This window comes from Flavobacterium sp. BFFFF1 (genome assembly GCF_002256285.1).
In the GTDB taxonomy this organism is placed as follows: domain Bacteria; phylum Bacteroidota; class Bacteroidia; order Flavobacteriales; family Flavobacteriaceae; genus Flavobacterium.
The window spans coordinates 83,550-108,768 of the sequence record NZ_NKJE01000006.1; the positions used below are offsets into that span (position 1 = coordinate 83,550).

Annotated in this window: 26 protein-coding genes; 17 read left to right on the top strand and 9 right to left on the bottom strand. The window is 43.1% G+C overall.

Annotated elements, in window-relative coordinates; all coding sequences use genetic code 11:
• From CFE23_RS05540 to CFE23_RS05565, 6 genes are all read left to right on the top strand, one after another.
• Positions 1-693 carry a response regulator transcription factor gene (locus CFE23_RS05540; protein ID WP_291085255.1) on the top strand — a complete coding sequence of 231 codons (693 nt, stop codon included), beginning with the start codon at positions 1-3 and terminating at the stop codon, positions 691-693.
• 169 nt (positions 694-862) lie between these two features.
• A complete protein-coding gene (locus CFE23_RS05545) occupies positions 863-1,168 on the top strand; it encodes a DUF3892 domain-containing protein (protein ID WP_291085258.1) in 306 nt (101 codons plus the stop codon).
• A 44-nt stretch (positions 1,169-1,212) separates the two neighbouring features.
• Positions 1,213-1,755, top strand: a complete 543-nt coding sequence (locus CFE23_RS05550; protein ID WP_291085260.1) for a hypothetical protein — start codon at positions 1,213-1,215, stop codon at positions 1,753-1,755.
• 40 nt (positions 1,756-1,795) lie between these two features.
• Entirely contained in the window at positions 1,796-3,097 is a 1,302-nt protein-coding gene (locus CFE23_RS05555) for an anthranilate synthase component I family protein (RefSeq protein ID WP_291085262.1), read from the top strand.
• A gap of 8 nt (positions 3,098-3,105) precedes the next feature.
• Positions 3,106-4,425: a tRNA lysidine(34) synthetase TilS gene (gene tilS / locus CFE23_RS05560; protein ID WP_363331555.1), complete on the top strand. Its 1,320-nt coding sequence runs from the start codon at positions 3,106-3,108 to the stop codon at positions 4,423-4,425.
• Positions 4,415-6,481: a cytochrome c biogenesis protein CcdA gene (locus CFE23_RS05565; RefSeq protein WP_291085264.1), complete on the top strand. Its 2,067-nt coding sequence runs from the start codon at positions 4,415-4,417 to the stop codon at positions 6,479-6,481. The genes tilS and CFE23_RS05565 overlap by 11 nt, the downstream gene beginning before the upstream one ends.
• A 9-nt stretch (positions 6,482-6,490) precedes the next feature.
• Here the strand turns inward: CFE23_RS05565 and CFE23_RS05570 are convergent, their stop codons facing one another.
• A complete protein-coding gene (locus CFE23_RS05570; protein ID WP_291085266.1) occupies positions 6,491-6,901 on the bottom strand; it encodes a thiol-disulfide oxidoreductase DCC family protein in 411 nt (136 codons plus the stop codon).
• A 23-nt stretch (positions 6,902-6,924) separates the two neighbouring features.
• Positions 6,925-9,093, bottom strand: coding sequence for a DNA mismatch repair protein MutS (locus tag CFE23_RS05575; RefSeq protein ID WP_291085268.1), 2,169 nt, complete (start codon positions 9,091-9,093; stop codon positions 6,925-6,927).
• Between the two features lie 111 nt (positions 9,094-9,204).
• On the opposite strand from CFE23_RS05575, the gene ung reads away from it, so the two are divergent.
• Positions 9,205-9,870: a uracil-DNA glycosylase gene (ung, locus tag CFE23_RS05580; protein WP_291085270.1), complete on the top strand. Its 666-nt coding sequence runs from the start codon at positions 9,205-9,207 to the stop codon at positions 9,868-9,870.
• 23 nt (positions 9,871-9,893) lie between these two features.
• Here the strand turns inward: ung and CFE23_RS05585 are convergent, their stop codons facing one another.
• Positions 9,894-10,394, bottom strand: coding sequence for a GNAT family N-acetyltransferase (locus tag CFE23_RS05585; RefSeq protein ID WP_291085272.1), 501 nt, complete (start codon positions 10,392-10,394; stop codon positions 9,894-9,896).
• 2 nt (positions 10,395-10,396) lie between these two features.
• Positions 10,397-11,584, bottom strand: a complete 1,188-nt coding sequence (locus tag CFE23_RS05590; RefSeq protein WP_291085274.1) for a DUF255 domain-containing protein — start codon at positions 11,582-11,584, stop codon at positions 10,397-10,399.
• A 112-nt stretch (positions 11,585-11,696) separates the two neighbouring features.
• On the opposite strand from CFE23_RS05590, the gene menD reads away from it, so the two are divergent.
• Positions 11,697-13,352, top strand: coding sequence for a 2-succinyl-5-enolpyruvyl-6-hydroxy-3-cyclohexene-1-carboxylic-acid synthase (menD, locus tag CFE23_RS05595; RefSeq protein ID WP_291085276.1), 1,656 nt, complete (start codon positions 11,697-11,699; stop codon positions 13,350-13,352).
• On the opposite strand, the gene CFE23_RS05600 is transcribed toward menD, so the two are convergent.
• Positions 13,345-13,902, bottom strand: a complete 558-nt coding sequence (locus CFE23_RS05600; RefSeq protein WP_291085278.1) for a YdeI/OmpD-associated family protein — start codon at positions 13,900-13,902, stop codon at positions 13,345-13,347. The two genes, menD and CFE23_RS05600, sit on opposite strands and share 8 nt — an antisense overlap.
• Positions 13,903-13,996: 94 nt before the next feature.
• On the opposite strand from CFE23_RS05600, the gene CFE23_RS05605 reads away from it, so the two are divergent.
• The gene (locus tag CFE23_RS05605) at positions 13,997-14,836 is read left to right on the top strand and encodes a S1-like domain-containing RNA-binding protein (protein ID WP_291085280.1); all 840 of its coding nucleotides are present in this window, start codon (positions 13,997-13,999) and stop codon (positions 14,834-14,836) included.
• Positions 14,836-15,666, top strand: coding sequence for a 4,5-DOPA dioxygenase extradiol (gene ygiD / locus CFE23_RS05610; RefSeq protein WP_291085282.1), 831 nt, complete (start codon positions 14,836-14,838; stop codon positions 15,664-15,666). Before CFE23_RS05605 ends, ygiD begins: the two co-directional genes overlap by 1 nt.
• Here the strand turns inward: ygiD and CFE23_RS05615 are convergent.
• Together CFE23_RS05615 and CFE23_RS05620 are read right to left on the bottom strand one after the other, a co-directional pair.
• Positions 15,663-16,094, bottom strand: a complete 432-nt coding sequence (locus tag CFE23_RS05615; protein ID WP_291085284.1) for a PH domain-containing protein — start codon at positions 16,092-16,094, stop codon at positions 15,663-15,665. The genes ygiD and CFE23_RS05615 overlap by 4 nt on opposite strands.
• The gene (locus tag CFE23_RS05620; RefSeq protein ID WP_291085287.1) at positions 16,094-17,200 is read right to left on the bottom strand and encodes a C1 family peptidase; all 1,107 of its coding nucleotides are present in this window, start codon (positions 17,198-17,200) and stop codon (positions 16,094-16,096) included. Before CFE23_RS05620 ends, CFE23_RS05615 begins: the two co-directional genes overlap by 1 nt.
• Before the next feature lie 70 nt (positions 17,201-17,270).
• Between CFE23_RS05620 and CFE23_RS05625 the strand changes: the two genes are divergently transcribed.
• The 7 genes from CFE23_RS05625 to CFE23_RS05655 all read left to right on the top strand — a co-directional run bounded on the left by CFE23_RS05625 (position 17,271) and on the right by CFE23_RS05655 (position 24,198).
• Positions 17,271-18,113: a 1,4-dihydroxy-2-naphthoyl-CoA synthase gene (locus CFE23_RS05625; RefSeq protein ID WP_291085290.1), complete on the top strand. Its 843-nt coding sequence runs from the start codon at positions 17,271-17,273 to the stop codon at positions 18,111-18,113.
• Positions 18,114-18,152: 39 nt separating this feature from the next.
• Positions 18,153-18,668 (top strand): PH domain-containing protein, encoded by a 516-nt coding sequence (locus tag CFE23_RS05630; protein ID WP_291085293.1) that lies wholly within the window; start codon positions 18,153-18,155, stop codon positions 18,666-18,668.
• A complete protein-coding gene (locus tag CFE23_RS05635; RefSeq protein WP_291085296.1) occupies positions 18,668-20,167 on the top strand; it encodes a PH domain-containing protein in 1,500 nt (499 codons plus the stop codon). The genes CFE23_RS05630 and CFE23_RS05635 overlap by 1 nt, the downstream gene beginning before the upstream one ends.
• A 24-nt stretch (positions 20,168-20,191) precedes the next feature.
• Positions 20,192-21,163 (top strand): 1,4-dihydroxy-2-naphthoate octaprenyltransferase, encoded by a 972-nt coding sequence (gene menA, locus CFE23_RS05640; protein ID WP_291085299.1) that lies wholly within the window; start codon positions 20,192-20,194, stop codon positions 21,161-21,163.
• Positions 21,164-21,167: 4 nt separating this feature from the next.
• Entirely contained in the window at positions 21,168-21,845 is a 678-nt protein-coding gene (locus tag CFE23_RS05645; RefSeq protein ID WP_291085302.1) for a metal-dependent hydrolase, read from the top strand.
• Positions 21,846-21,966: 121 nt separating this feature from the next.
• Entirely contained in the window at positions 21,967-23,163 is a 1,197-nt protein-coding gene (locus CFE23_RS05650) for a hypothetical protein (protein ID WP_291085304.1), read from the top strand.
• On the top strand, positions 23,164-24,198 hold the full coding sequence (locus tag CFE23_RS05655) for an o-succinylbenzoate synthase (RefSeq protein WP_291085307.1): 1,035 nt from the start codon (positions 23,164-23,166) through the stop codon (positions 24,196-24,198).
• 10 nt (positions 24,199-24,208) lie between these two features.
• Here the strand turns inward: CFE23_RS05655 and CFE23_RS05660 are convergent, their stop codons facing one another.
• Both CFE23_RS05660 and CFE23_RS05665 read right to left on the bottom strand, forming a co-directional pair.
• Positions 24,209-24,682, bottom strand: coding sequence for a nuclear transport factor 2 family protein (locus tag CFE23_RS05660; RefSeq protein WP_291085311.1), 474 nt, complete (start codon positions 24,680-24,682; stop codon positions 24,209-24,211).
• Complete coding sequence (locus CFE23_RS05665; RefSeq protein ID WP_291085314.1) at positions 24,683-25,219, bottom strand: hypothetical protein; 537 nt, start codon at positions 25,217-25,219, stop codon at positions 24,683-24,685.

The window sequence follows — 25,219 nt, forward strand, 5'->3', positions numbered from 1 at the left end:
ATGATTCAAGTTGCCATTGTTGACGATCACCAGCTTTTTAGAAAAAGCCTATGCCTGCTGATCGATTCGTTCGAAGGGGTTAAATCCATTTTTGATGCTTGTAACGGCAAGGATTTTTTTGAAAAACTCTCTTTAAGCGAGTCGGTTCCGGACATTGTACTGCTCGATATTGAAATGCCCGAAATGAACGGTTTTGAAGTGTGTGCGCTGCTTCGTGTTAATTATCCCGATATTAAAGTATTGATCGTTTCGCAACTTACCACCAAGGAAAGTATTCATAAAACAATGGAACTCGGCGCCCACGGCTATTTTACAAAAAATTCCGATCCGGGTCAATTACAGCTCGCTATTAAAAGCCTTCAGGAAATCGGCTATTATTTTGGGATGGAATTGGGAACCGTCATTCGGGAAGCGCTGTTATGGCAGAAGAAAGCGTCCCCTTCGTCAAACAGCAAAAAAAAGAAATATAAATCTGAGGAGGAAAAGGAAAAATTATCATCGCGGGAAGTTGAGATTCTCAAGATGGCTTGTAAGGAGTATAATACCTCAGAAATTGCCGAAAAACTCTGTATCACCGTAAAGACAGTAGAGAGCCATCGGAAGCATATACTCGAAAAGACTTCTGCCAAAAATTTTATCGGCGCTATAATTTTTGCATTAAAACATGAGTATTTTACTTACGCCCAACTTTAAACTGCGGCGTTCATTTCAGGAAAATATATAAAAAAATCAGGGTTTACCCTTAAAAAAATCAGGGTTTACCCTGATTTTTGATCTTTAGAGATTGATTAATTTTACGTTCGGTTCTACATCAAAATTGATGATGACATTTTTTATTATCAACCCCTAAAGCAACAAAATTATGCGTACCACGCACCAAATCCGATTCGTAAAAAAAACAAATCAAACAAAATGTAACGAGAAAATATCACACATCGGCGGGATCAACCCCGACGGTTCTACCTGGGAAATTTCACAACAGGAAGCCATCAAAGGCATGGAGAGCGGTAAATGGATGTTCTACCTCAATTGCAATGAAGAGTTTTCAAGGGTGTTGGTAGCAGTAAGCCCGGATGCTGAAAAATATCTTAAGACAGAACTGGACTACCTTGATCTTTCACTTTTATTGCTGCTTCCGGATTACCCATATGAAGTTAAATTGGGGTAAAGACAATATTTCCCCATTGCAGTCGTTTGCCTGAAAAGTCCAAAATGAAACACTTATTCTTATTCCTCGTATTTTTATCTACAGTTGCCGCACCGGCTCAGGATTATAAGCTTATAGAAAATGCAAAACGGGCTGAGAGTAAAGAGACGGCGGCTCAGATCGCGAATCTTTTGGTTTCCGCTGCGCCTTCGAAATACCGACTTTATACGATGAAGGAATCTCAGAATGCAGGCGTCCTAAGGTTTCGGTTCGTGCAGCAGTCACTGACAGATGAGGATTTAAAAAACGGTAGTTTTACCGAGGCCCAACGGCAGGCTTTCATTACAATCGACTTCTCTTTTTACAATGCCGGAGAAGATATTAATGCGGTTAGACCTGAGTTTGTGACTTATAAATTAAATGAAATCACGGCAATGTATGACGAACTTTTTGCCATGTGGAAAACTTTTTTCAAGCCCCAGGCTGATTTTGAAAAAACCAAAACTGATGCCAACAGCCAATACCTTAAAGACGCCGCCAAAAAGATTGATATTTATATATTTCACGCGGAATCCGGCTGGACATTGCGAAACCTCTCAGCATTTTAAATTCGATTTTTCTCAGTAATTTAGCGCAAATTTATTTTACTTGAGAACGTCATTCATTTCAGAAATTAACCAAACCGATTTTAAAGAAAAACTTTTGCGTTGGTCCTCTCAGTTTAAAGAGGTAGTGTTCCTTGACAGCAACGAGCATGACCTGAAGTATTCCGACTACGATTGTATTCTGGCTGTGGATGCCTTTACGTCATTAAAGACTGATGTCGAACTGGCATTCGGCGAATTCAGCAATTATCTTAGTGTCACCAAAGACTGGCTTTTCGGTTATTTTTCATACGATTTAAAGAACAGTACAGAAGCGCTATCCTCTGAAAATTTTGACGGACCGGATTTTCCCGAACTTTATTTTTTTCAGCCTAAGAAACTATTGCTCTTAAAAGGAACGCAACTGGAAATGCGATACCTTTATTTATGTGACGACGAGATACAATCGGATTTACAGGAAATAAAGGATTTCGATTGCGGTCGTCGTCATGGTCTTCCATCCCTTGAAGTTCGAGCACGTATTGCTAAGGAAAAGTACATCGAGAAGATACAAAAAATGCTCGGGTATATCCATCGTGGCGATATTTATGAAGCCAATTTCTGTATGGAGTTCTATGCAGAAAATGTCGGGATCGATCCTTTGGAAACTTTCATTTCACTCAATGCGATTTCCGGCCCTCCCTTCGCCGCATTCTTTAAGAGAGACAAGAATTTCCTGATGTGCGCCTCTCCGGAACGCTATTTGAAGAAAACGGGTTCCCGCATTATAACCCAGCCAATAAAGGGAACAGCGCGCAGAGGAGCTACTGCAGATGCTGACGAAACCATCATTTCTTCATTGCGCAGCGATCCGAAAGAACGGTCTGAAAATATCATGATTGTCGATTTGGTGCGCAACGATCTGTCCCGTACCGCGCAAAAGGGTTCGGTACAGGTTAGTGAATTGTGCGAAATCTACACTTTTCCTCAGGTGCATCAAATGATATCCACTATCACTTCCGAACTCGATTGTCAATATACGGTATCAGATTTGATTAAAACAACATTTCCGATGGGAAGTATGACCGGCGCACCAAAAATCTCGGCGATGAAAATCATCGAAGAACTCGAGGAATCGAAGCGCGGGGTTTACAGCGGCGCTTTAGGGTATTTCACTCCGGAGTCTGATTTTGACCTGAACGTAGTCATTCGAAGCATTATATACAATGCTGATACCAGGTATGCCTCATTTTCAGTAGGAAGTGCAATTACATCACTTTCAGACCCCGAAAGGGAATATGAAGAATGCCTTTTGAAGGCCAAAGCGATGTTTGAAGCACTTGGCGTTAAGAAAATTGAATTTTAGTATATTTGATGATGATTACGAAGTTGCGCTTACACCTCACCGAGTATTTCCCCTTCCTTACACACAAAAGAGTATTGCTCGCTGTGTCAGGCGGCATCGACAGCATGGTGATGGCGGATTTGTTTTCTAAGTTGCCGTTTGAAATGGGTATTGCGCATTGTAATTTCGGGCTGCGCTTTCAGGAAAGTGATGCTGATGAAGCGTTGGTGCAATCCTATGCTGAAAAAATAAAAGTCCCGTATTTTCTTGAAAGGCTTGATGCGCAAAGGTTTGCCGATGATTACAAAGTGTCCATTCAAATGGCAGCCCGGCAATTGCGTTACAATTGGTTTCAGGAATTGCTCGAAACAAAACATTTTGATTATGTGTTGACGGCGCATCACCTCAATGACAGCTTGGAAACCTTCCTCATTAACTTCAGCCGCGGTACCGGTCCGGATGGACTTGTCGGTATTCCGCCTCAAAACGGTAATGTTATTAGACCATTGTTGCCGTTTTCGAGAGGAGAAATCGAAAAGTATGCCAGAATCAATAGCGTTCCATGGCGGGAAGACAGCAGCAATGCTTCGGATAAGTATCTTCGAAATAAATTACGGCACCAGATCGTTCCAGTGCTGAAAGAGATTAATCCTTCATTTTTGAATTCTTTCCAACATACTTCAGAATATCTCCGTCAGAAGCTTTCCATGGCCGATGACGCTGCAAGGATTGTGTACAGGAAAGTAGTTTCAGGCGATGCCGAACAAAAAAAAATCAATCTTAAAGAACTTTTGGTTTTACCAAACTATAAGTCATACCTCCAGCATTGGCTTCAGCCATTGGGATTTACGGCTTGGAATGATATTTATGAACTGGTCAATGCCCAGTCCGGGAAACAGGTGTTTTCTTCAGGGTTCAGATTGATTAAGGACCGTGAATGTTTATTGTTGGCACCAATCCCAGCTTCCGACCAATTATCATTTCTAATTGAGAAAGGAATCCGGGAAGTTAAATTTCCCTTAAAATTGTCGTTCTGTAAAGTAGCCGACAAAATCGGCGCCTCAAATACGGTTATATTTGTGGACGAAGATTTGCTTGGATTTCCGTTGATGATAAGAAAATGGGAGGAAGGCGATCGTTTTCAGCCGATTGGCATGGCCGGGCAATCGAAAAAAGTAAGCAAATACTTCAAAGACGAAAAATTTTCGGCGATTGAGAAAGAACAGGCCTGGCTTCTTTGCACCGGAACAAAGGTCATATGGATCATTGGCAGAAGGCAGGATGATCGCTTTAAAGTAACCCCGAACACAAAAAATATACTACAAATAAAACTAGATAATGAAACTTAAATTCCCTTTAAAATTCAGTTACCTGCTCTTTGCCTTGCTGTTTTTAACCAATCTTTCCGCTCAGATTTTTGTGCCGGTAAAATGGAGTTCCCGCGTTGAAAAAGGATCAAACAACGAGGTTACGCTTGTCATGGAAGGTAAAATCGAGGAAGGGTGGCATGTTTATTCACAATTTACTCCTGAAGATGGGCCGCTTCCGATCGTAATCGACTATAAAAATCAAAAAGGCAATTATACGCTGATTGGCAAAACCTCTGAAAGTAAAACCCACCGTGAATTTAATAAGGATTTCGGGGTCGACGAAGTATTTTTCGAAGAGATCGTCGTTTTAAAACAAAAGATTAAAGTCCTCAATACATCGCTTGCAAAAATAAACGCCGCGGTTGACTACCAGGTTTGTAAAGACCGTTGTGTAAATGACACGAAGGACTTTACGTTCGATGTACCTAAAATGAGCGTGGAAAAGTCAGAGGCTCCGGCAGGCGCTAACAGTACTGCGGCAGTTGTTGATTCTACGGCCAATTTACAAGAATCGGTGCTTCCTGACACAATTAAAAAGACTGAAGTTAAGGCAACCGAAAACCCTGGCAATAGCAAGTCTGGCCAAAAAAAGGAAAAACAAAGTCTCTGGACTATTTTTATCGGGACACTACTGGCAGGTTTCCTTTCTACGATTACACCTTGTGTGTTCCCAATGATTCCAATGACGGTAAGTTTCTTTATCAAACAGTCCGGTACCAAGGCGAAAGGGAAGTTTAACGCTTTTTTTTACGGCTTTTGTATCATTGCGATTTACGTACTGATTTCGCTGCCGTTTCACATTTTTGAAAGCCTTAATCCCGACATGTTCAGTGAGATTTCTACAAACGTCTACTTGAATTTATTCTTCTTTGTCATATTCGTAGTTTTTGCCATTTCATTTTTTGGGGCATTTGAAATTACAATGCCAAACTGGCTCGCGAGCAAAGCCGATAACGCTTCCAATTCGGGAGGATTGTTTGGCATATTCTTTATGGCGTTAACGCTCATTATCGTATCGTTCTCCTGCACCGGTCCGGCTTTGGGCCTGGTACTGGGAAGTGTACTTTCGACAGATGGCGGTGCCACCATTTTAACCATTGCGATGTTAGGATTTGGATTGGGGCTCGCTTTTCCCTTTATCGGACTCGCCTTATTCCCGGGATTGATGACCAACCTGCCCAAATCAGGCGGATGGCTTAATACGGTGAAAGTGGTGTTTGGCTTTATAGAACTTGCCTTGGCGTTTAAATTTATTTCGAATGCCGATCTCGTTTTGGACACCCATTTATTGGAAAGGGAGGTTTTTCTCGCCATCTGGATTGCCATATTCGGGTTATTGGCACTGTATCTTTTTGGTAAGATTTCGCTGCCACACGATTCGAAGCAGGACCATATTTCCGTTGGGCGGATGTTGTTGGGGTTGGTATCTTTGGCATTTACCATTTACATGATTCCGGGACTTTGGGGAGCACCGCTGAAATTGATCAGTGCGTTCCCGCCGCCGCCAAATTATAGCGAAAGCCCCGAAGGTGTTGGAGCTACTTCAGGTCCATCTGCATCAGGAACAAAAGAAGTGTTGCCTCCAGGAGCGGTCTACGGGCCACATCATATCGTTTCCTTTGAAGATTATGCCACCGGATTAGCCTATGCAAAAAAGGTAAACAAGCCGGTGTTCCTGGATTTTACAGGGAAGGCCTGCGTAAATTGCAGGAAGACTGAAAATAACGTTTGGTCCGACCCGAGGGTTTTGGAAATCCTGAAGAACGATGTGGTGCTGATTTCTCTTTTTTGCGATTTGCGGATTGAACTTCCGGAGAACGAAAAGTTCATTTCGAAAAGTACAGGGTCAGCGATCACGAATGTTGGCCAGAAGTGGTCTGAATTCGAACGCGAAAGATACCAAAGCAATGCGAGGCCTTATTACGTATTATTGGATCTGAATGAGAACAGTTTAAACGAACCGATGGCTTACGAACCAGATGTCGAAGTATACTACAAATGGTTGAAAGAGAGTGTTTCGCGATTTAAAAAGTAAAACCGTTTGCTACAGGAATTTTGCTTTGATTTCCGGCGTCGGCATCATGCAGTGTTCCGTTTTGCCATACCAGCTGTACCGGTTTCGTGCAACATAATCGTAAATACCATTTCGCAGGGCATTGGGGATAATTTTGAATAGGCGTGCGGCGTAGAAAACCCCTCCGAATTCCTGCATGATTTCAATCGCGGCAGATGATTTATAATAATAGGCGTGCCCCGGATCATACAAAATTACGCTGTCGATGTTTTTGGTATCGATCCCGATATGCCTTTGTATTTCCTGGCCCAACTCAGACTGGAGCGCGACAAACCGGAATAAATCCTTTTTGTCATGTTTGATCACAAACTGTACCATGCGGTTGCAAAGGTTACACACGCCATCGAAAAGGATTATTTTTTTATGCTCGGGTAAATTCATTTTCTTGGGGCGTAAATTTTGTGTTACTTTTTCGCTTCAACAAATTCAAGCAATTCAATACTGACGGTTGACGTAAACAACCCATAGTTAACCACTGCTTTCGTTTTCTCGATTTTGTCAATCGTACCCACGGACTTGCCGTCGAACATCCTGACGCGGTCGCCTACTTTAAGCACGGGTTTTGGTTTTTCCTGGATGCTGGACGCCTTGATTTTCTTTTCCTTTTTTTCCTTGCGAATTTCCTCGACCTTAACCTCTATTTCTTTTTTGATCTCCTTTTGCTGAATTTCTTTCGCCAGCTGTTCTTTAACTGTGGCTTTTTTTCGCTTCGACGCTTCAATCTCAATTAACTTTAGGAATTCACCAATGATGACCTTCTTATCCTTGTTGTTCACGTACCGGTCAGCGAGTTCATCAATTTTTTGGCCCATGTATATTAGCTTTTGATTGCTGTCATACAATTCCTGGTAGCTTTCAAGTTTTTGCTGGATTTTGGTATTGATGGCCTGCATCTTCTTACTTTCTTCCCGTGCTTTCGTTTCCTCTTCCTTAAGCGTATTCGATGTTTTCTCCAGCTTGGAGCGTTCTTTTTGCAGCGTGGCGATGGTCTTGTCAAACCGCACTTTGCCCACTTCGATTTTTTTCTTTGCCCGATTAATCAGACCGAATGGAATGCCATTTTTTTGTGCTACTTCAAAAGTAAAAGAACTTCCAGCCTGCCCAAGTGCCAGTTTGTACATGGGCTCAAGTGACCTTTCATCGAAGAGCATGTTCGCATTCATCGCGTGAGGCAGTTCATTTGCCAGGATTTTCAGGTTTGAATAATGCGTGGTAATGATTCCAAAGGCCTCACGATGGTAAAACTCTTCCAGGAAAATCTCGGCCAGAGCACCACCCAGTTCAGGATCGGAGCCTGTTCCAAACTCATCAATCAGGAAAAGTGTCTTTCGGTTGCACTTCTTCAGGAAGTAATTCATATTTTTCAACCGGTAACTGTAAGTACTCAGATGGTTTTCGATGGATTGGTTGTCGCCAATATCGGTCAGGATCCTGTCAAATAAAAATGTCTCGCTGCGTTCGTGAACAGGAATCAGCATTCCGGATTGCAGCATCAGTTGCAGTAAACCTACCGTCTTCAAAGAAATCGTCTTTCCACCCGCGTTTGGGCCAGAGATCACGATGATTCGGTTATCCTGCTCCAGTTCGATGGTTTGTGGATACGTAGTTTCGTTTTTTTGCTTGTTGGTCAGGTATAAGATAGGATGGAAGGCGTCCCGGAAATACAACCGGCGGTCTTCAGTGATGCGCGGTAAAATACCGTTGATGCGTGTGGCATATTTCGCTTTTGCTGCGATGACATCAATGTCGCTTAGGAATTCCTGGTATTGTATAATCAACGGCAGGTAATACCTGATCTGGTTGCTGAGCATTTTCAGTATCCGGGTGATTTCTTCCTTCTCTTCGTATTCAAGATTGCTGAGTTCACGGGAATATTTCAGCGTTGCTTCCGGTTCAATGTACGCGATACTGCCGGTTTTGGAACTGCCTAGAATCGATCCTTTTACTTTCCGCCTGTACATAGCCAATACAGCGAGCACGCGTCGGTTTTGTACAAAACTTTCCTTGATGTCGTCGAGGTAGCCTAACCCGGAATATTGGGTTAAAGCGACACCGAAGCTTTGATTTACTTTACCACGGACACTGTTCATTTCCCGACGGATATTCAGTAAATCCGGTGATGCATTGTCTCGGATTTCACCATATTTATCGACCACTTCATCGATGATACGGATAATTTCCTTTGTAAATTCAACTTCTCCGGCTTTTCGGTTTAGCGTGGGATAATAATCATCAAACTTTTTAAAAAACTGTAAAAGGATGTTTGTAGTTTCTGAAAGCGCTGCAATCTTGCGCAAGCTTCCCGCTTCAAGAAAGCTGTTTTCGATGGCGAGGAATTTAATCTCATACGCCACCGGATCAAATCCATGATTGGGAATGGCATTGTTGTTCTGGAATGACGAAACATACTCTGAAGTCTGCTCCAGCGCTTCCATCAGCGTGTCCTTGTCTTTAAAGGGGATAATTTCCAGTGCTTTTTGCTTTCCGGGGTCGGTATTGCAAATGGCTGAAATGGTTTCAAGTATGGTATTGAACTGCAAATCCTGCAGTGTCTTGTCGGTAATGGAAATCATTAATTTTCTTAGCGTATTTTAATTGCAAATTTACTTAATTTTAATCGAGTTTGAGGAATTGACGGGCAAGGTTTTCCTTTGAAAATGTTTATTTTTGCCAAAATTGACAGCATGAACATTCATATTGATCCTACCTGGAAAACAGTACTTTCCGAAGAATTCACCAAACCTTATTTCGAGAACCTGATTGGCTTTGTGAAGGAAGAATATGCTGCAAATACCTGCTATCCGCCCGGACCGGAGATATTTGCCGCTTTTAACCATTGCCCGTTTGATCAGGTTAAAGTGGTCATCATCGGCCAGGATCCGTATCACGGACCGAAACAGGCAAACGGCCTTTGCTTTTCGGTACACGACGGAATTCCGTTTCCGCCGTCTTTGGTTAATATTTTTCGCGAAATCCATACTGATTTGGGCAAGGATATCCCTTTGACCGGAAATCTGGAGCGATGGGCAGATCAGGGCGTATTGTTGTTAAATGCGACCTTAACTGTCCGGAAGGGCGAGGCGGGAAGCCATCAGAATCGAGGGTGGGAAATTTTTACCGATGCTGTAATCAAAAAAATTTCTGACCAAAAGAAGGATATTGTATTCCTGCTTTGGGGCGGTTTCGCCAAAAAGAAAGGCGCCAGTATCAATCGGCAGGTTCACGAAGTCCTGGAATCAGGGCATCCATCACCATTGAGTGCCAACAAAGGACATTGGTTTGGGAATAAGCATTTTAGCCAAACGAATGTATTCTTGAAAGCCAAGGGATTACCGGAAGTGAACTGGTAGGGCAGGAGCAGCGTTTTTCCGGATTAATGTTTGAGGATCAGTTGCATCAGCACGAGATCAAGCCAGCGCCCAAATTTGAAGCCCACTTCCTTAATGGTTCCGGTGATTTTAAAGCCAAACTTTTCATGAAACCCGATACTCGACGCATTTGCTGCGTCGATACAGCCAATCATCACGTGAAAACCATCAAGCTTTGCGAGTTCGATCAATTCTGACAGCAATAATTTCCCGATGCCCTGGCCTTTAAAATCTTCTGCAACATACACGGAATGCTCGACGGTATACTGATAAGCGACCTTCACGCGGAAGCTGCCATACGTTCCAAAACCGGCAACCTTTCCGTCGATTTCAGCGACGATAACAGGGAAATTCAAAGCGTTTTTTTCGGCAAACCACAATTGCTGTTGTTCCAAAGTCCTTGCGTCATAATCATAGATTGATGTCGAAAATAAGATGGAATGGTTCACGATGTCCAAAATCGCCGGAATATCGGGAGCAGCAGCCCTTCTGATCTGTACTGACATGTTTAATTGATGTTTAGTTCTTTGAAAAGGGCATCAGCGTCCTTTGAATTCCAACCGAGGCTTTTCGTGAGTTCCATGGCTGCACGGGCATGTACTACTGCCTGCTTTCTGTCATTGGTTTTGATGTAGAGTTTAGCCAGAATGATATTCCCGTCATAAGAGTCCATTATTTCCAACGCATGTTTTGTCCATTTTACCGCATGTTTAAGGCTTTCCGGATCAGGGCAATGCAATAGGTAATTCTGGGCAATTTCCTTAATGGTTTTTTGGTCTGTCCATATGTATTTCTCCACGCCGTCTCTTGCGGCCTTGCGATATGCCTGCCAGTTGCCTGTTCTTTCTGCGAGCATAATATCGTAACTGAATACCAGCGAATCGGCTTTTTGCACCTGCATGGATTTGACCATTTCGCGCTGCGTCTTATACCCAACACTGTCATTTTTCCCGACATAAGGCTCTAACAACTCGCTCACAATATTCCCGATTTTCCGCTGTACACGAACTTTTGACGCTACTGCCGCAAATTGGTCCTGATGCGCCAATACGTATTGAAATTCCCGTGATTTGATATCGGTTACCGCATTGGCAATAATGCGCCAGTTGATCGCACTGGGCAGTTGCGCTTCGGTTTGTGTGGCCAGATAAGCATGTGCTGCCGGCGAAAGCGTTTTCCGATCACTTCCTTTGCGTAAAGTAATCAGGTACGCCAGGCATTTGTCGGCATTGGAAGGGTCAGCTTCAAACGCCGCTTTCAAAAACGGCAATTGCTTTTCCGGTGTCAGGGCATTTTTCGCTTCGTTGAGCATGTCATCTGTCTTAAACTCGCCATTAAGCGTATACAGCAATGTTTCATTTTCGTCTATAAAAAGCAGTCCGGGAAACGCGGAAACGTTGAATTTCTTTCTCAGCGTGGGGCCTTCGCCGATTTCGCCATCCTGAATCACGCAAATAAAATTGGCATTCAGATAATTGGCTAAGGCCGTGTCCGTGAAAACTTCTTCGCGCATTTTGTGGCAATGCGGGCACCACGTGGCAAAAATCATGTAAAATATGGGCTTATGCAATTCCTTAGACTGTTTCAATGCGTCCTTATAACTAATTTCCCGGAACTGCGTACCCACCTGGGCAACACCTTTCCCCATCGAAAAGCACAAGTACAAAATGAAACCAAACCGCAGAAAATTCCTCATTTCAATTAAATTACGAGCACAAATTTAATCAAAAAACTTTGCGGAATCGAGGCGCGTGAACGGATTGAAAAAACACAAATACTTTGTACCTTTGCGCTGTAAAAATTGCCACATGACTTTTCCTAAAATCCCTTTGGCGCAAAGCATCATCGAAATTTGTGCACAGAAAGGAATCCGGAATATTGTTATTTCCCCCGGATCAAGAAATGCTCCTTTAACCATAGGCTTTGCGAGCCAATCGCGGTTTAAATGCTACAGTATCGCTGATGAGCGCTGTGCTGCATTTTTTGCCGTCGGAATGGCACAGCAATTGCACGAACCGGTGGCGGTAGTTTGTACGTCAGGGTCTGCATTATTGAATTACTATCCGGCCTTCGCTGAGGCGTTTTATAGCCAGATTCCGCTAATTGTGATTTCAGCCGACAGGCCTTACGATAAGATTGACATCGGTGACGGACAAACCATCCGTCAAAGAGATGTATTTGCAAACCATTCGCTGTTCAATGCAAATCTCATGGAAAACGCCTCCGCAGATAATGATCATCTGATTAGCCTCGCAATCGACACCGCCATGGAGCATAAAGGTCCTGTGCACATCAACGCGCCCTTTGAAGAACCTTTGTATGAAACAGTCCCGGAATTGATGGTAAACCCAAAGATCACAAAATTAAATATCGAGAAACCGAATTTTCAGATTTCCGATGCGGTTGTTGAGATTTGGAATAACGCCAAAAAGAAATTGGTGCTTGTCGGTTCAAATGAACCCAACATTTTTGATGCGGCGGTATCGGAAGGATTAGCATCCGATCCGTCGGTGATTTTGATGACGGAAACGACGTCAAATTTGCACCATCCTACTTTTATCAACAATATTGATACGATCATCACGCCATTTACTGGGGAAGATTTTGAAGCTTTTCAGCCTGATTTGCTGGTTACTTTTGGCGGGATGATCGTCTCTAAACGCATTAAGGCATTTCTGCGTAAATACAAACCGAAACACCATTGGCACATCGATCCATTGCGCGCGTATGATACTTTTGGTGCGTTGACGATGCATTTCGAAATTTCGGTAAATGATTTTTTCGCCAGCCTGTTTCCATTGGCAGAAACAACAGTAAGCGGTTATACTGACATCGGACAAAGTGTAAAATCGCTAAGAAAAAAGCGCCACGACGAGTACCTTTCTAAGATTCCGTTTTCCGATTTTAAGGTGTTTGATAAACTCATTACGGCCTTACCGAAAGATTCGCAGCTGCAGATCAGCAACAGTTCTGCAATCCGATATGCGCAGCTTATTGATATCGATCCATCCATTGAAGTGTTCTGCAACCGCGGTACGAGCGGGATCGATGGCAGCACATCGACAGCAGTAGGCGCGGCGGTAGGGTCTGAAAAGCAAACCACGCTGATTACAGGAGATATTGGTTTTTTATATGACAGCAACGGACTTTGGAATAATTACATCCCAAAGAATTTTAAGATTGTCCTCGTAAACAATGGTGGTGGCGGTATTTTCCGGATTTTACCGGGGCATCAGGAAACGCCTGTTTTTAATACTTATTTTGAGACCGAACACCAACTTACCGCGGTGCATTTGGCTAAAATGTTCGGGTTTGACTATTTCACTGCCCATGACGAAAGCAGCCTCGGTAAAGGAATAGCTGCCGTATTCGCTTCAAATGACAAACCGGCAATCCTGGAGGTTTTTACACCTACATATGTAAATGACAGCGTTTTGCTGCAATATTTCCGGGAACTTACCTGATTCTTTTACCTTCTTCACAAGCGAGGATGAGTTTTTCAAGTCGGGTATGCTGTGTCTTTTCCTGCTTCGCGTGCATTAGCCAGTGTATGATAACCTTTTTATAAGAGGGCGCCTGTTTTTCAAAGAAGTCCCAGGCTTTTTTATGGACTTTGAATTGTTTCTCTATTTCTTTATCCAAAACTTCCAAAGGCTTTTCAAACGCATAAATTCCTGATTTGTCTTCCTTTCGCAATCGGTAAACCTCCATTCCGGATTCGTGCATCAAACCGCCCTGGATCAGTTTTTCCGCTTTTTTGATATTGACATTACTCCAGATGCTGTTTGGTTTTCGGGGTGTAAAACGCCGGGTGTATGAAATCGCATCAATCGGTTTGAGGTGCCCGTCAATCCATCCAAAACTGAGCGCCTGGTCTACAGAATCAGGCCAGTTCATGCTAGGTTTCCCGCTCCCGGTTTTGTAATACCCGACAATGAGTTCGCTGTATTTATCGTGATTTTCTTCCAGCCATTTCCGGAAATCGGCGGCTGTTTTGAAAAATTTAGGCTTCATGTGTTTGCAATGATTTTGATAAAAATACTAATTTTATTCCGGGCAGTTTAAAACCAAAGCAACTTCGTACCTTTGTGCCTTGATTTTTCAGGCAATGATAGCAATAGGCAAATACAATACATTACAGATATTACGAACAACAAAGGTTGGCCTTTTTTTGGGTGAAGACGCAGACGCGGAAGGCATTTTACTTCCTAATAAATACGTTCCGGAACAGTATGAAATAGGCGATGAGTTGACGGTTTTTGTTTACCTCGACCATGAAGAGCGTCCCGTCGCAACCACGTTAGAGCCCTACATTTTACTGAACGAATTTGCGTTATTGCGCGTAAATTACGTGAATAAGGTGGGTGCGTTCCTCGACTGGGGATTGGAGAAAGATATCCTTGTGCCCTTCCGGGAGCAGGCAAGGCCGATGGAAAAAGGAAAACGCTACCTGGTGTACCTTTATCTGGATGAAAAGACGAATCGCCTTGTTGCGTCAAGTAAAATCAACCAATTCCTTAAAAACGACGAATTGACCGTTCAGGTTGGTGATGAAGTGCATTTGATAGTTTCACATATCACGGATTTGGGCATTAACGTGATTATCAACGAAACACACAAAGGGCTGCTTTACAAGAACGAAGTCTTTGAAGATGGCGTACGGACGGGCGACCATGCGATCGGCTACATCAAGCACATCCGGCCTGACAACAAGATTGACGTTTCGCTGGAAAAGCCCGGATATGAAAAAATCGAGTCGAATGCCCAGAAAATCCTCGATGAATTAAAGGCGAGCCGCGGCGGTTTTTTAAGGTTGAATGACAGCAGCGATCCGGAAGACATCAAATCGGTGCTGCACATGAGCAAGAAAACTTTTAAGCAGTCAATCGGCTCATTGTACAAAGCAAAACTGATCGAGATTAAGGACGACGGAATTTACCTGATTTAATGTCTTTACACCATTTTTATAACTGGTCACAGGATCTTGCCGAAGAAGACGGGAGACATCCCGTATTGTTTATCGGTCATGGTTCACCAATGAACGGTATTGAGCACAATGAATTTTCAGATTCCTGGGCAAAGATGGGTGCTGAAATCCAGAAGCCAAAGGCGGTGCTGGTGATATCGGCGCATTGGCTTACGCAGGGTACCCGCATCACGGCCATGCCAAATCCTAAAACCATTCACGATTTCGGAGGGTTTCCGCAGGCCTTGTTTGAAGTACAGTATCCGGCACCTGGCAATCCCTCTTTAGCGGAAGCTGCTAAACAGATTGTATCGAAAACCGATGTTGGACTCGACCATGACTGGGGTCTCGATCATGGGACCTGGACGGTGGTGCGGCATATGTATCCCGATGCCGATATTCCGGTCCTTCAGTTAAGCATTGACTATTCAAAGCCGCCGCAATACCATTTTGAATTGGCACAACAATTGGCCTCGCTTCGTCAAAAAGGTGTGCTGATTATTGGGAGCGGCAATATGGTACATAACTTAAGGATGGTCGCCTGGGACAAACTAAGCGAACCGGAATATGGCTACGATTGGGCTGTGGAGATGAATGCAGTGTTTAAGCAGAAAATTGAAAACGGCGATTCCCGCGCGTTAATAGATTATGAAAAACTAAATGTTGCTGCAAAATTAGCGATACCGACACCAGACCACTATTATCCTTTGCTTTATGCTATGGCATTAGCCGATAAAAGCGAAGAAATTCGTTTCTTTAATGACAAGGCGGTGGGCGGTTCATTGACGATGACTTCTGTAAAATGGGGTTAGCAAACCTCGATTTGGGGATTTATCGCTACAAGTGTCTTTACAAAATCCTCTTTTCTTTCGGGCGAAATAAAAATATCGTCGTAAGCATTGTAATGAATAGTGAAACCTTTATTGCTAAGGCCAGGCTTAAGCGTACTGGTTTTAATAAACGAATTGTTTTCCTCGATTTTCCTGATTTTCAAGATGTCGATTTTGCCTCGTATTGGCCCGGACCTGTAATGAAGCAAATTTCCATCCACGGTATATTTGGTATCCAAAAGCATGGAAAGGAAGAAAACCTCAATGAGCAATATGACAATTAAGGGCACAATTTCAATCGCTTCTTCCGAAAAGAGAGCAGCATAAATAAAGGGTACTGGCAACATGATTACCAATACCCATAAGATGGCTAACGTGTAAATGTTTTTAGCTGAATTGAAAACGGTCATTACACGCCCAATTCTTTTCTCGTTTTCTTAAGCAATCCGCCTTTGTGAAGCAAAACCGAAATCGCTTTCAGGCGAACATAAGGAACGCTCATGTAAACAAATCCCGAATGCGGTCCGGCAGTGCCCCATGAGTTTTTTACTTTGTAATACACATTCCCTTTCTGGTCTTTTACCTTGCCAACGATGTGCATCAAATGGTCGTCGGTGGTATCGAAATTCTCGAATTCCGCCTGGCGAAAATCAGGAGTGATTTGTTTTTCGGGCTTAATTTCGGTTAAAATCAGCTTTTTATCGGCATCATTAGCAGGAAGTACGGCAATCTGTTTTTCCGCCGAGAAAGTAGGTTCAGAAACATCAATATCCAAAGCCAAAGTGTAGCCTTTATCTATTGCATTGTCAATGTTTTGCATGAACTCATCTAAAGGCATATTGTAGAAACTGCCATTCGAAAAGTTGTCTGGAATATCAAGGATAAACGATTTGTAATTTGGCTCGTTGATGTAGGATGTGATTGTCACATAATCATTAAGATTAAGTTTGGTCATTTCCAGGAAGCTTTTTGGGGTGTAGACTTTTCCGCCGTAGGTAAATTCGGTAACCGGTTTTCCAAGATTTTCATCAAGCACTTTCTTAACTTCGTCTTTCCATTCCGGCGCAAGCTTTTTTTCAGGATCGGCGTAGCTTTTTAGCATTTTTTCAAGATCAGCGACCATTTTGGAATGGTTGTATTTTTTTGCAGTCCCAGTCAATCCGGTGTAAGCAGCCTCGGGAACTACACCAAAATTCATCGCGCTATTGATCACATCATGGGCAAGTCCACCTTCTCCAAACTGTGCGTGTCCCTGGCGCATGACATAAGTCCAGGCCTTTTTGGTGTAGGTTTGCCTTACATTGTACATTTCAGAAAGGTCAATTGGTTTGCCCGTAATCCTGATAATTTCTGCTTCAAGGAACGATGTGGTAGAAAAGCTCCAGCAGGTTCCGGTTTGGTCCTGCGAAATGACTGGCGTCGCTTCAATATCTTTAACTGTTTGAAATTCATATGCCTGAGCAAATCCTGCAAATCCGACAGCCATAAAGGCCAGGCTTAAAAAGCTTTTTTTCATCTTTATTTAAGTGGGTTTTGTTTATTTAAATGTAAAAAATGGTTTATTTTTACGCTAAAATAATACAATTATGGCTGACATAAACTGGGAAACTGTTAAAGATTTTGAGGACATCACGTATAAAAAATCCAATGGCGTAGCCAGAATTGCTTTTAACCGCCCCAATGTTAGGAATGCTTTCCGCCCAAAGACGACCAGCGAACTTTATCAGGCTTTTTACGATGCACAGGAAGACACGTCGATTGGTGTGGTTTTGCTGTCTGCCGAAGGCCCATCTACCAAAGATGGCGTGTATTCTTTTTGCAGCGGTGGCGACCAAAACGCACGTGGGCATCAGGGATACGTTGGGGACGATGGTCAGCATAGGCTGAATATCCTTGAAGTGCAGCGATTAATCCGTTTTATGCCAAAGGTGGTCATCGCCGTTGTTCCGGGTTGGGCCGTTGGTGGAGGGCACAGCCTGCACGTGGTGTGCGACATGACGCTCGCGAGTAAGGAACATGCCATATTTAAACAGACCGATGCCGATGTGACCAGTTTTGACGGGGGTTACGGGTCCGCTTATCTCGCCAAGATGGTAGGACAGAAAAAAGCGCGGGAGATTTTCTTTTTAGGCAGAAATTACTCGGCGCAGGATGCGTTTGAAATGGGCATGGTAAATGCGGTCATTCCGCATGACGAACTTGAAGATACCGCTTACGAATGGGCACAGGAAATACTGCAAAAGTCACCGACATCCATAAAGATGCTCAAATTTGCCATGAACCTTACCGATGATGGAATGGTCGGGCAACAGGTTTTTGCGGGAGAAGCGACGCGATTGGCTTACATGACCGAAGAAGCCAAAGAAGGGCGCAACGCATTCCTCGAAAAAAGGAAACCCGATTTCGGAAAAAACAAATGGCTTCCATAGGGTAGTAGGCAGTTGGCAGTTAACAGAAATAAACACACTATGGAAAATTTCACCAATAATAAAATAGATACAGCACAACTGCCGCGCTTTGAGGCGGTTGAATTGACAAAATTGCACCGATTTTATTGGAAGGTTGTGTTGATCAATACGTTGATTGTCATGATTATTGTCGGGATTGTGCTTGGAGTTGCTTCGTACAACCTTGAGGAATGGATTGATTACCAAATGGAAATCAGTACAGGGTACGTAGCTTTTACAGCATTGCTTGTATTCTTCCTTCGTTTGGGTTTTAGGAAAAAAGCCTTTGCATTCAGGGAGCATGATGTAATTTACCGAAGGGGTGTCATTGCGACAAATACCATTGTTATTCCCTACAACCGCGTGCAGCACGTTTCTTTACATGAAGGTTTTGTATCGAGGATGTTTGGTTTGGCGAAAGTTGAGATTTTTACGGCTGGTGGTGGTTCCAGTGATATTGAAATTCCCGGAATCGAGAAAGCAGAAGCCGAAAATATCAAACAGCTGCTCATGGGCAAAATCCAAAAAAACTTATAATGGGAGTCGACTTTAGTGAACCGCAGAAACAATCAGCTGTTGGCATTGTCGTGATGTTTTTTGACACAATCCGGCATTTTATAAAAGCATTCTGGGTTTTTCTGGTGGTGTATATTTTAAAGCCGCACGCCGTGGGATCCCTCTATGTTTTTGCAGGATTGATGGTGCTTCTGGTGCTGTTTGCAATTATTGCTTACCTTAAATTCAGAAATTTTACGTTCTTCCTCGACGAAAGGAATGACGAATTTGTAATTACTGAAGGCATATTGAACAAGTCCCGCACTACGATAAACCTGAATAAGATCCAGCAGGTAAACATTAAACAGTCGCTGCTGCAAAAAATAATTGGCGTCCATTCGCTTGATGTTGATACGGCCGGTTCTTCAAAAGAGGAGGTAGTGATTAAAGCAATTTCACACGATATCGCACTAGCATTAAAAAGCAGGCTATTAGACCACGGTGACGGCAGAATGGAAGCTGTGGAACAGGCTACAGAAGTAAAGGCGATTGAAGAAACAAAGCCGTTTGTGAAAATCAGCTTTAGCAGTTTGTTGAAGATGGGAATTACCTCCAATTACATCAAAAGTTTTCTGCTGTTGCTGGCGTTTTTCTTTTCCACTTATGAAAATGTGCAGCACTTTTATAATGATACGTCGATAGATACCGATCAGATTGGTCATTATACGCAGCGTTTTAACCTGTTCGAAATGGTAATTATTGTCTTGGTGCTCTTGTTTGCCGTAATCATCGTCGTCAATGTGTTCCGAATGGTATTCCGTTATTTTAACTATACAATCCAAAAGCAACAAGGGTCATTACTTTTGTCTTTCGGGTTGTTGAATACGAAAAACACCATCCTGAAACCGGAAAGGGTTCAAATCGCCGTTGTTACCCAAAACTACTTCCAAAAGAAAATGAACATCCTGCAACTGCGGATCAAACAAGCCACTGCCGGAGAAAAAGAACAAAAAAACACAGCGATTGAAATACCGGGTTGCAATGAATTAGAGCGCGATGAAATCCTAAAACTCATTTTTCACAGGGTTCCCGAACGCGGATTGATGTTGAAACCCAATTGGAGGAAACTCGGTTTTGCCGTTTTTTTGACAATTATCATTCCCATCTTTGGCTTTTACCTCGTGGTGCGCTATAGTGGCAATGTGGATCCGCAATTGTATTATTTTGTAGCTGCTTACATCGGGGTGCTTGCTATTTTGCAATATTTTAAATTCCGAAATAGCAGGATTTTCATTCACGACGATTTTATTATCAAACAAAGCGGCGCGTGGGATATCAGCCATGAAATTATTGAACCCGAAAAGATTCAGGCTGTTACGACTTCACAATTGTTTTGGCATAAAAGCTTGAATATTGGCTCGCTTACGCTGCATACTGCAGGCGGAAATGTCAGTTTTCAACTGGGTAATTTCGAAACGATTAAGGCATATGCCAATGTATGGCTGTATGAATTAGAAACGTCCGACAGCAATTGGATGTAAATAAATAATAAACGAAAACAAGAAATGAAACATTGGATTGAAGCAGCACGGGTAAGGACATTACCACTTTCTGTATCCGGAATTATACTCGGGAGCTTTTACGCGATGTCGCAGTCAATTTTTAATTGGAAAATTGTCATTGCCGCACTGAGTACGACGTTACTTTTGCAAATATTGTCAAACTTTGCCAATGATTACGGCGATGGCATGAAAGGCACGGACAACGTGGACCGCATTGGCCCCAAGCGCGCCATCCAAAGCGGCGTTATTTCTCCGAAAGCCATGAAGTCAGCCATCATGATTACATCTGTGCTGGCATTGGCATCCGCGGTAGCGTTGATTTATCTCGCGTTCCGGGACACAAACATCAGTTATTCGCTGTTTTACCTGATACTTGGGATTTTAGCGATTTTTTCCGCGATACGATATACTGTAGGAAATACCGCTTATGGATACCGTGGCTATGGCGATGTGTTCGTTTTTGTGTTTTTCGGACTTGTCAGTACAATTGGCGTTAGTTTTATGGTGCTCCGGACGGTCGATCCATTACTGTTACTGCCTGCCGCCGCGATTGGCTTTTTGAGCACCGGCGTGTTGAACCTGAACAATATGCGTGACGAGGAATCTGACAGAAAGTCCAATAAAAACACAATCGTCGTAAAAATAGGCGGTGCGAAAGCAAAGATTTACCACTACTTTTTGCTGATTACCGCCATGGTCCTGATGTTGGTATTTGCGGTATATTTTGACTATTATAAGGACGCCAATCCGAACGAATTTAATTTTGATATTTACATCTTCCTGTTGGCTTACATTCCCATCATAAGGCATTTGGTCACGGTCTACAAAAATACCGACCCGAAAAAACTCGATCCCGAATTGAAAAAGCTGGCTATCAGTACTTTTTTAATGTCGGTTTTAATATCGCTTTCGATGATTTATTTTTTTACGGATATCCTCCTTCAGGTTTATTTATATTTCACACAACAAAACTAATGCTATGAAAATTACATTTTACGGCCACGCATCACTGGGCATTGAAGTCGGTGGCAAACACATTTTAGTCGATCCTTACATTTCTGCCAATGAGCAGGCGGCACACATCGATATCAATTCGCTAAAGGCCGATTATATTTTATTGACACATGCCCACGGCGACCACGTGCTCGATGTGGAGGCCATTGCAAAGCGTACCGGCGCCGTGATTGTCTCGAATGCTGAAATTGCATGGTACTACGAGGGGAAGGGGTTTAAAGCCCATCCAATGAACCACGGCGGTAGCAAGCAGTTTGATTTTGGAAAGGTAAAGTATGTCAACGCGATCCACTCGAGCCAGTTTCCTGACAAGACCTATGGTGGGAATCCCGGCGGCTTTGTGATAGAAGGCGAACATAAGAACATTTACATCGCGGGAGACACCGCGCTGACGATGGATATGAAACTGATTCCCATGCGGACAAAACTGGATCTGGCTATTTTGCCCATCGGCGATAACTTCACCATGGATATTGAAGATGCCATTATCGCGTCTGATTTTGTCGCGTGCGACAAGGTACTTGGCGTACATTACGATACCTTTGGCTACATCATCATCAACAAGGAAAACGCGATCCGTAGTTTTTTCGACAAAGGCAAAGACCTGATGCTGCTCGAGATTGGGGAGTCAATTGATTTATAATAATCTGGAGCTGATTCAGCTATCCCTTGTATCTTTTTCCTGCTGAAAATAGACAGAAAAAGGATGCCACTGCTCCCGAAATTTCGGGATGGGCTAGGCGTTCTTCTCATAAAATTAAGAAATGGAGTTAAAAAAAGCATTCCTATTATTATTACTCACCGGTTCCTGTGCTTTTGCACAACAGGACGGATATTGGGATAAAGACCGTGCCACCACTAAAGAAATCATCCTCACAGCAGGCGATAGGATTAAAGTACGCACTGAAGATTTTCCTGTCGGCACAACCGAAGTGGTTTATCGTGTTACCCTACTGGATGACAACCAGCAGATGGCCAACAGCTTGGTTTCCGTATTGAAATCGATTCCTGACCCTACAGGCATCAGCCAGGGTTCCGCTGGCGCCGTTTTCCTGATGTCGAAGGTTTCCGGTGACGACAAATGTACTTACGCGGTATTTTCTTCGGATAAAGAGGCGGCAAATTACGTTAAGGAAGGAAAGACGGAGAAATCCTGCTATCACCAGGACGAAGCAGTTAGCAAGGATGCCAAACGGCTCTCCATTGAGAAATCTTCGTGTTTTTCATCGGATGCGATGTGGTTTGGATTCGAAAGCAAAAACTGGATCATGAAACAGAAGATTGTGCTTGAAGTAGTGCCGTGGGTAGACATTAAGCTCAACCGCGGCTGGACCACGGAGAACCGCAAATCAGTTTTGGGGATCAGCAAAACGTCCGATATCGCGGAACTCATGTTGAGCCCCGACGATTACTGTGTCTGCATCCTTGAAAAAATGCAGAAAAAATATACGTTTACAGAATATGCCAAACTCATGGCTGTCGAAAAGACAAAGGTGTACAAAGATCTGGGCAATTCCTGTCTTTCAAAATCGGATGACAACCTGCCGATACAGGCGAATATCCGGATTGATGCCGCCAAACATTTTAAGAACAGAAAATACGATCATGCAATCCGGTTACTGAAAGCGGGAATCATTGACCGCGGCACCGCTACAGCATTGGATTACGCCGCTTTGGGACAGTATTATATTTATTCGAAGCAATACGAAAAGGCAATCAAATCATTGAAAGACGGCGAAAGAATCGATAGTTCCGAACTTCTGATCCAACTCAATCTGGCGCACGCCTATCTTTTAAATAATGATTTCCAATCAGCAAAAGCGCTGCACAAAAAATACCTGGCGCAGAATGTTACCGCCACGCAAAGCTGGACAGATAAAACAAAATCAGATTTCACGGCATTCAGAAACGCCAAAATTGATTCTGACGGCTTTGACAGGATCCTCAAACTCTTCAATTGATTGAAAGCATCTTACCATAAATACCTATTGCAGTTTAAACGGCCGTCAGGAACCTCCCGCGGTATCATGACGGAAAAGGAAACCTGGTTCCTGATTATTGAATCCGGTGCACGCAGGGGAGTAGGAGAGTGTGGTATTCTTCGGGGACTTAGCGCGGACGACCGACCTGACTATGAGGAAAAGCTTCGTTGGGTTTGTGAAAATATAGGGCTCGGGGAAAAACTATTGTGGGAGGCTTTAACCGAGTTTCCCTCCATTCAGTTTGGCGTTGAAATGGCCTTTCGGTCCCTAAATAGCGCAAATTCTTTTGTTTCATTCCCTTCAGATTTTACGGCATCAAAAAAGTCAATTCCGATAAACGGACTGGTTTGGATGGGGGATGAGCAATTTATGAAGCAACAAATCGAAGAGAAAATTGCTTCTGGATTTTCCTGTATCAAACTCAAAATTGGCGCATTGGATTTTGACCATGAATTGGCGTTGTTGCGATCAATCCGAGAAAATTTTTCTGCCGATGAGATTGAAATCCGGGTAGATGCAAATGGTGCATTTTCGTTAGAATCTGCTTTATATAAAATGAAGCAATTATCTGAATTTAAAATACATAGCATAGAGCAACCGATTCAAAAAAACAACCATGACAGTATGGCAGATTTGTGTAAAAGTAGGGTTTTGCCTATAGCGCTCGATGAAGAATTAATCGGGGTGTTTGATACCGCCGATAAGTTAGCATTACTACGCCGTATTCAACCACAGTATATCATTTTAAAACCCAGTTTTGTAGGTGGTATTCGCGGTACTCAGGAATGGATTGACCTTGCTGCACAGTACAACATCGGCTGGTGGATTACTTCTGCGCTTGAAAGTAACGTTGGATTAAATGCGATCGCGCAATGGACCTACACGTTAAAAAATCCAATGCCACAAGGTCTGGGAACCGGGTCTCTGTACACCAATAATTTTGAGGGTCCACTCGAGGTCAGGAATGGAAATCTTTGGTTTAATAATACAAAACCCCAGGAGTTTCCACTCTAGGAAATTTTAGCTATTTGTTTGCCGATTGAAACTTTCGAAGTGAATGAATTGCTTGTTGTTGTACTTTCTTCTGTAAAAATCCAGTCCATCCCAATAATAATCCTTTAAGTCCAAGCGCCTGCTGACTCCACTTCCAGATGTCAAAATGGTCTGTATGGCGGAGTATCAGTCCGTCCTTAAATTCAAACTGGGAAGATATCCTATTGGTGACCTTCCGTTGTGTACTGCTGAATGTATACTTTGCAATCCACTTTGCGCTACCGAAATTGCGTTCGGCGTGGATATCGGAGAACTCAATTTCGAGATTTCCTTTGCTGCGTTCAATAAGCATATGCCACATGTCACTGACATCTTTTCCTTTCAGGACGCCGAATGCAGGGTCCTGGAAAATCACTTCCGAGTGGTAACAGCTTGACATGGTATCCGGGTTGTTGCTTGCAAATGCGGCATAAAATTCTTCGATCAGTTGCTCGTGTGGGTTCATTTAATTGGTTTCTAGTTGCTTAATTTCGATTTCAGTTTCAAAACTATTTCGGATACGCTTATCATAAACATCAAAATATTGCTTTTTGTTAACTGCTGTAAAATTTCCGACCTGTGACTGGAATCGGCCTCGAATTCCTTTAATTGTGAAGCGAATGCTCTTAATCGCAGTATTTTTTAGTCGGTTCAACTCGGTTTGGGACAATGTATACAGCGAAATTGCATTTCCGTCCAAATTTTGATGTAACCCTTTGTCGGTACACACAATAAAAGTATTGTCCTCGAGGTAAATGTATACGGTGCCACCAATGTAAAGTTCCGGGTTGCTGACCGCCTCTGATAATTCAAGCGTGCCTCCTTTGTCGGTTTTTGCGATGCGAACTTCAAGATTCCTCGAATACACGTAAGCTTCGCAAATGAATTCCCATTTTTGTGTATGGCGTCCCGATGCAATCCCTTTTGTTTCTGGACTGGTTTGGGAATAGCTTTGAAAAATGCCGATAAATAGCAATAGGGATAAAAATCGTTTTTTATTCAT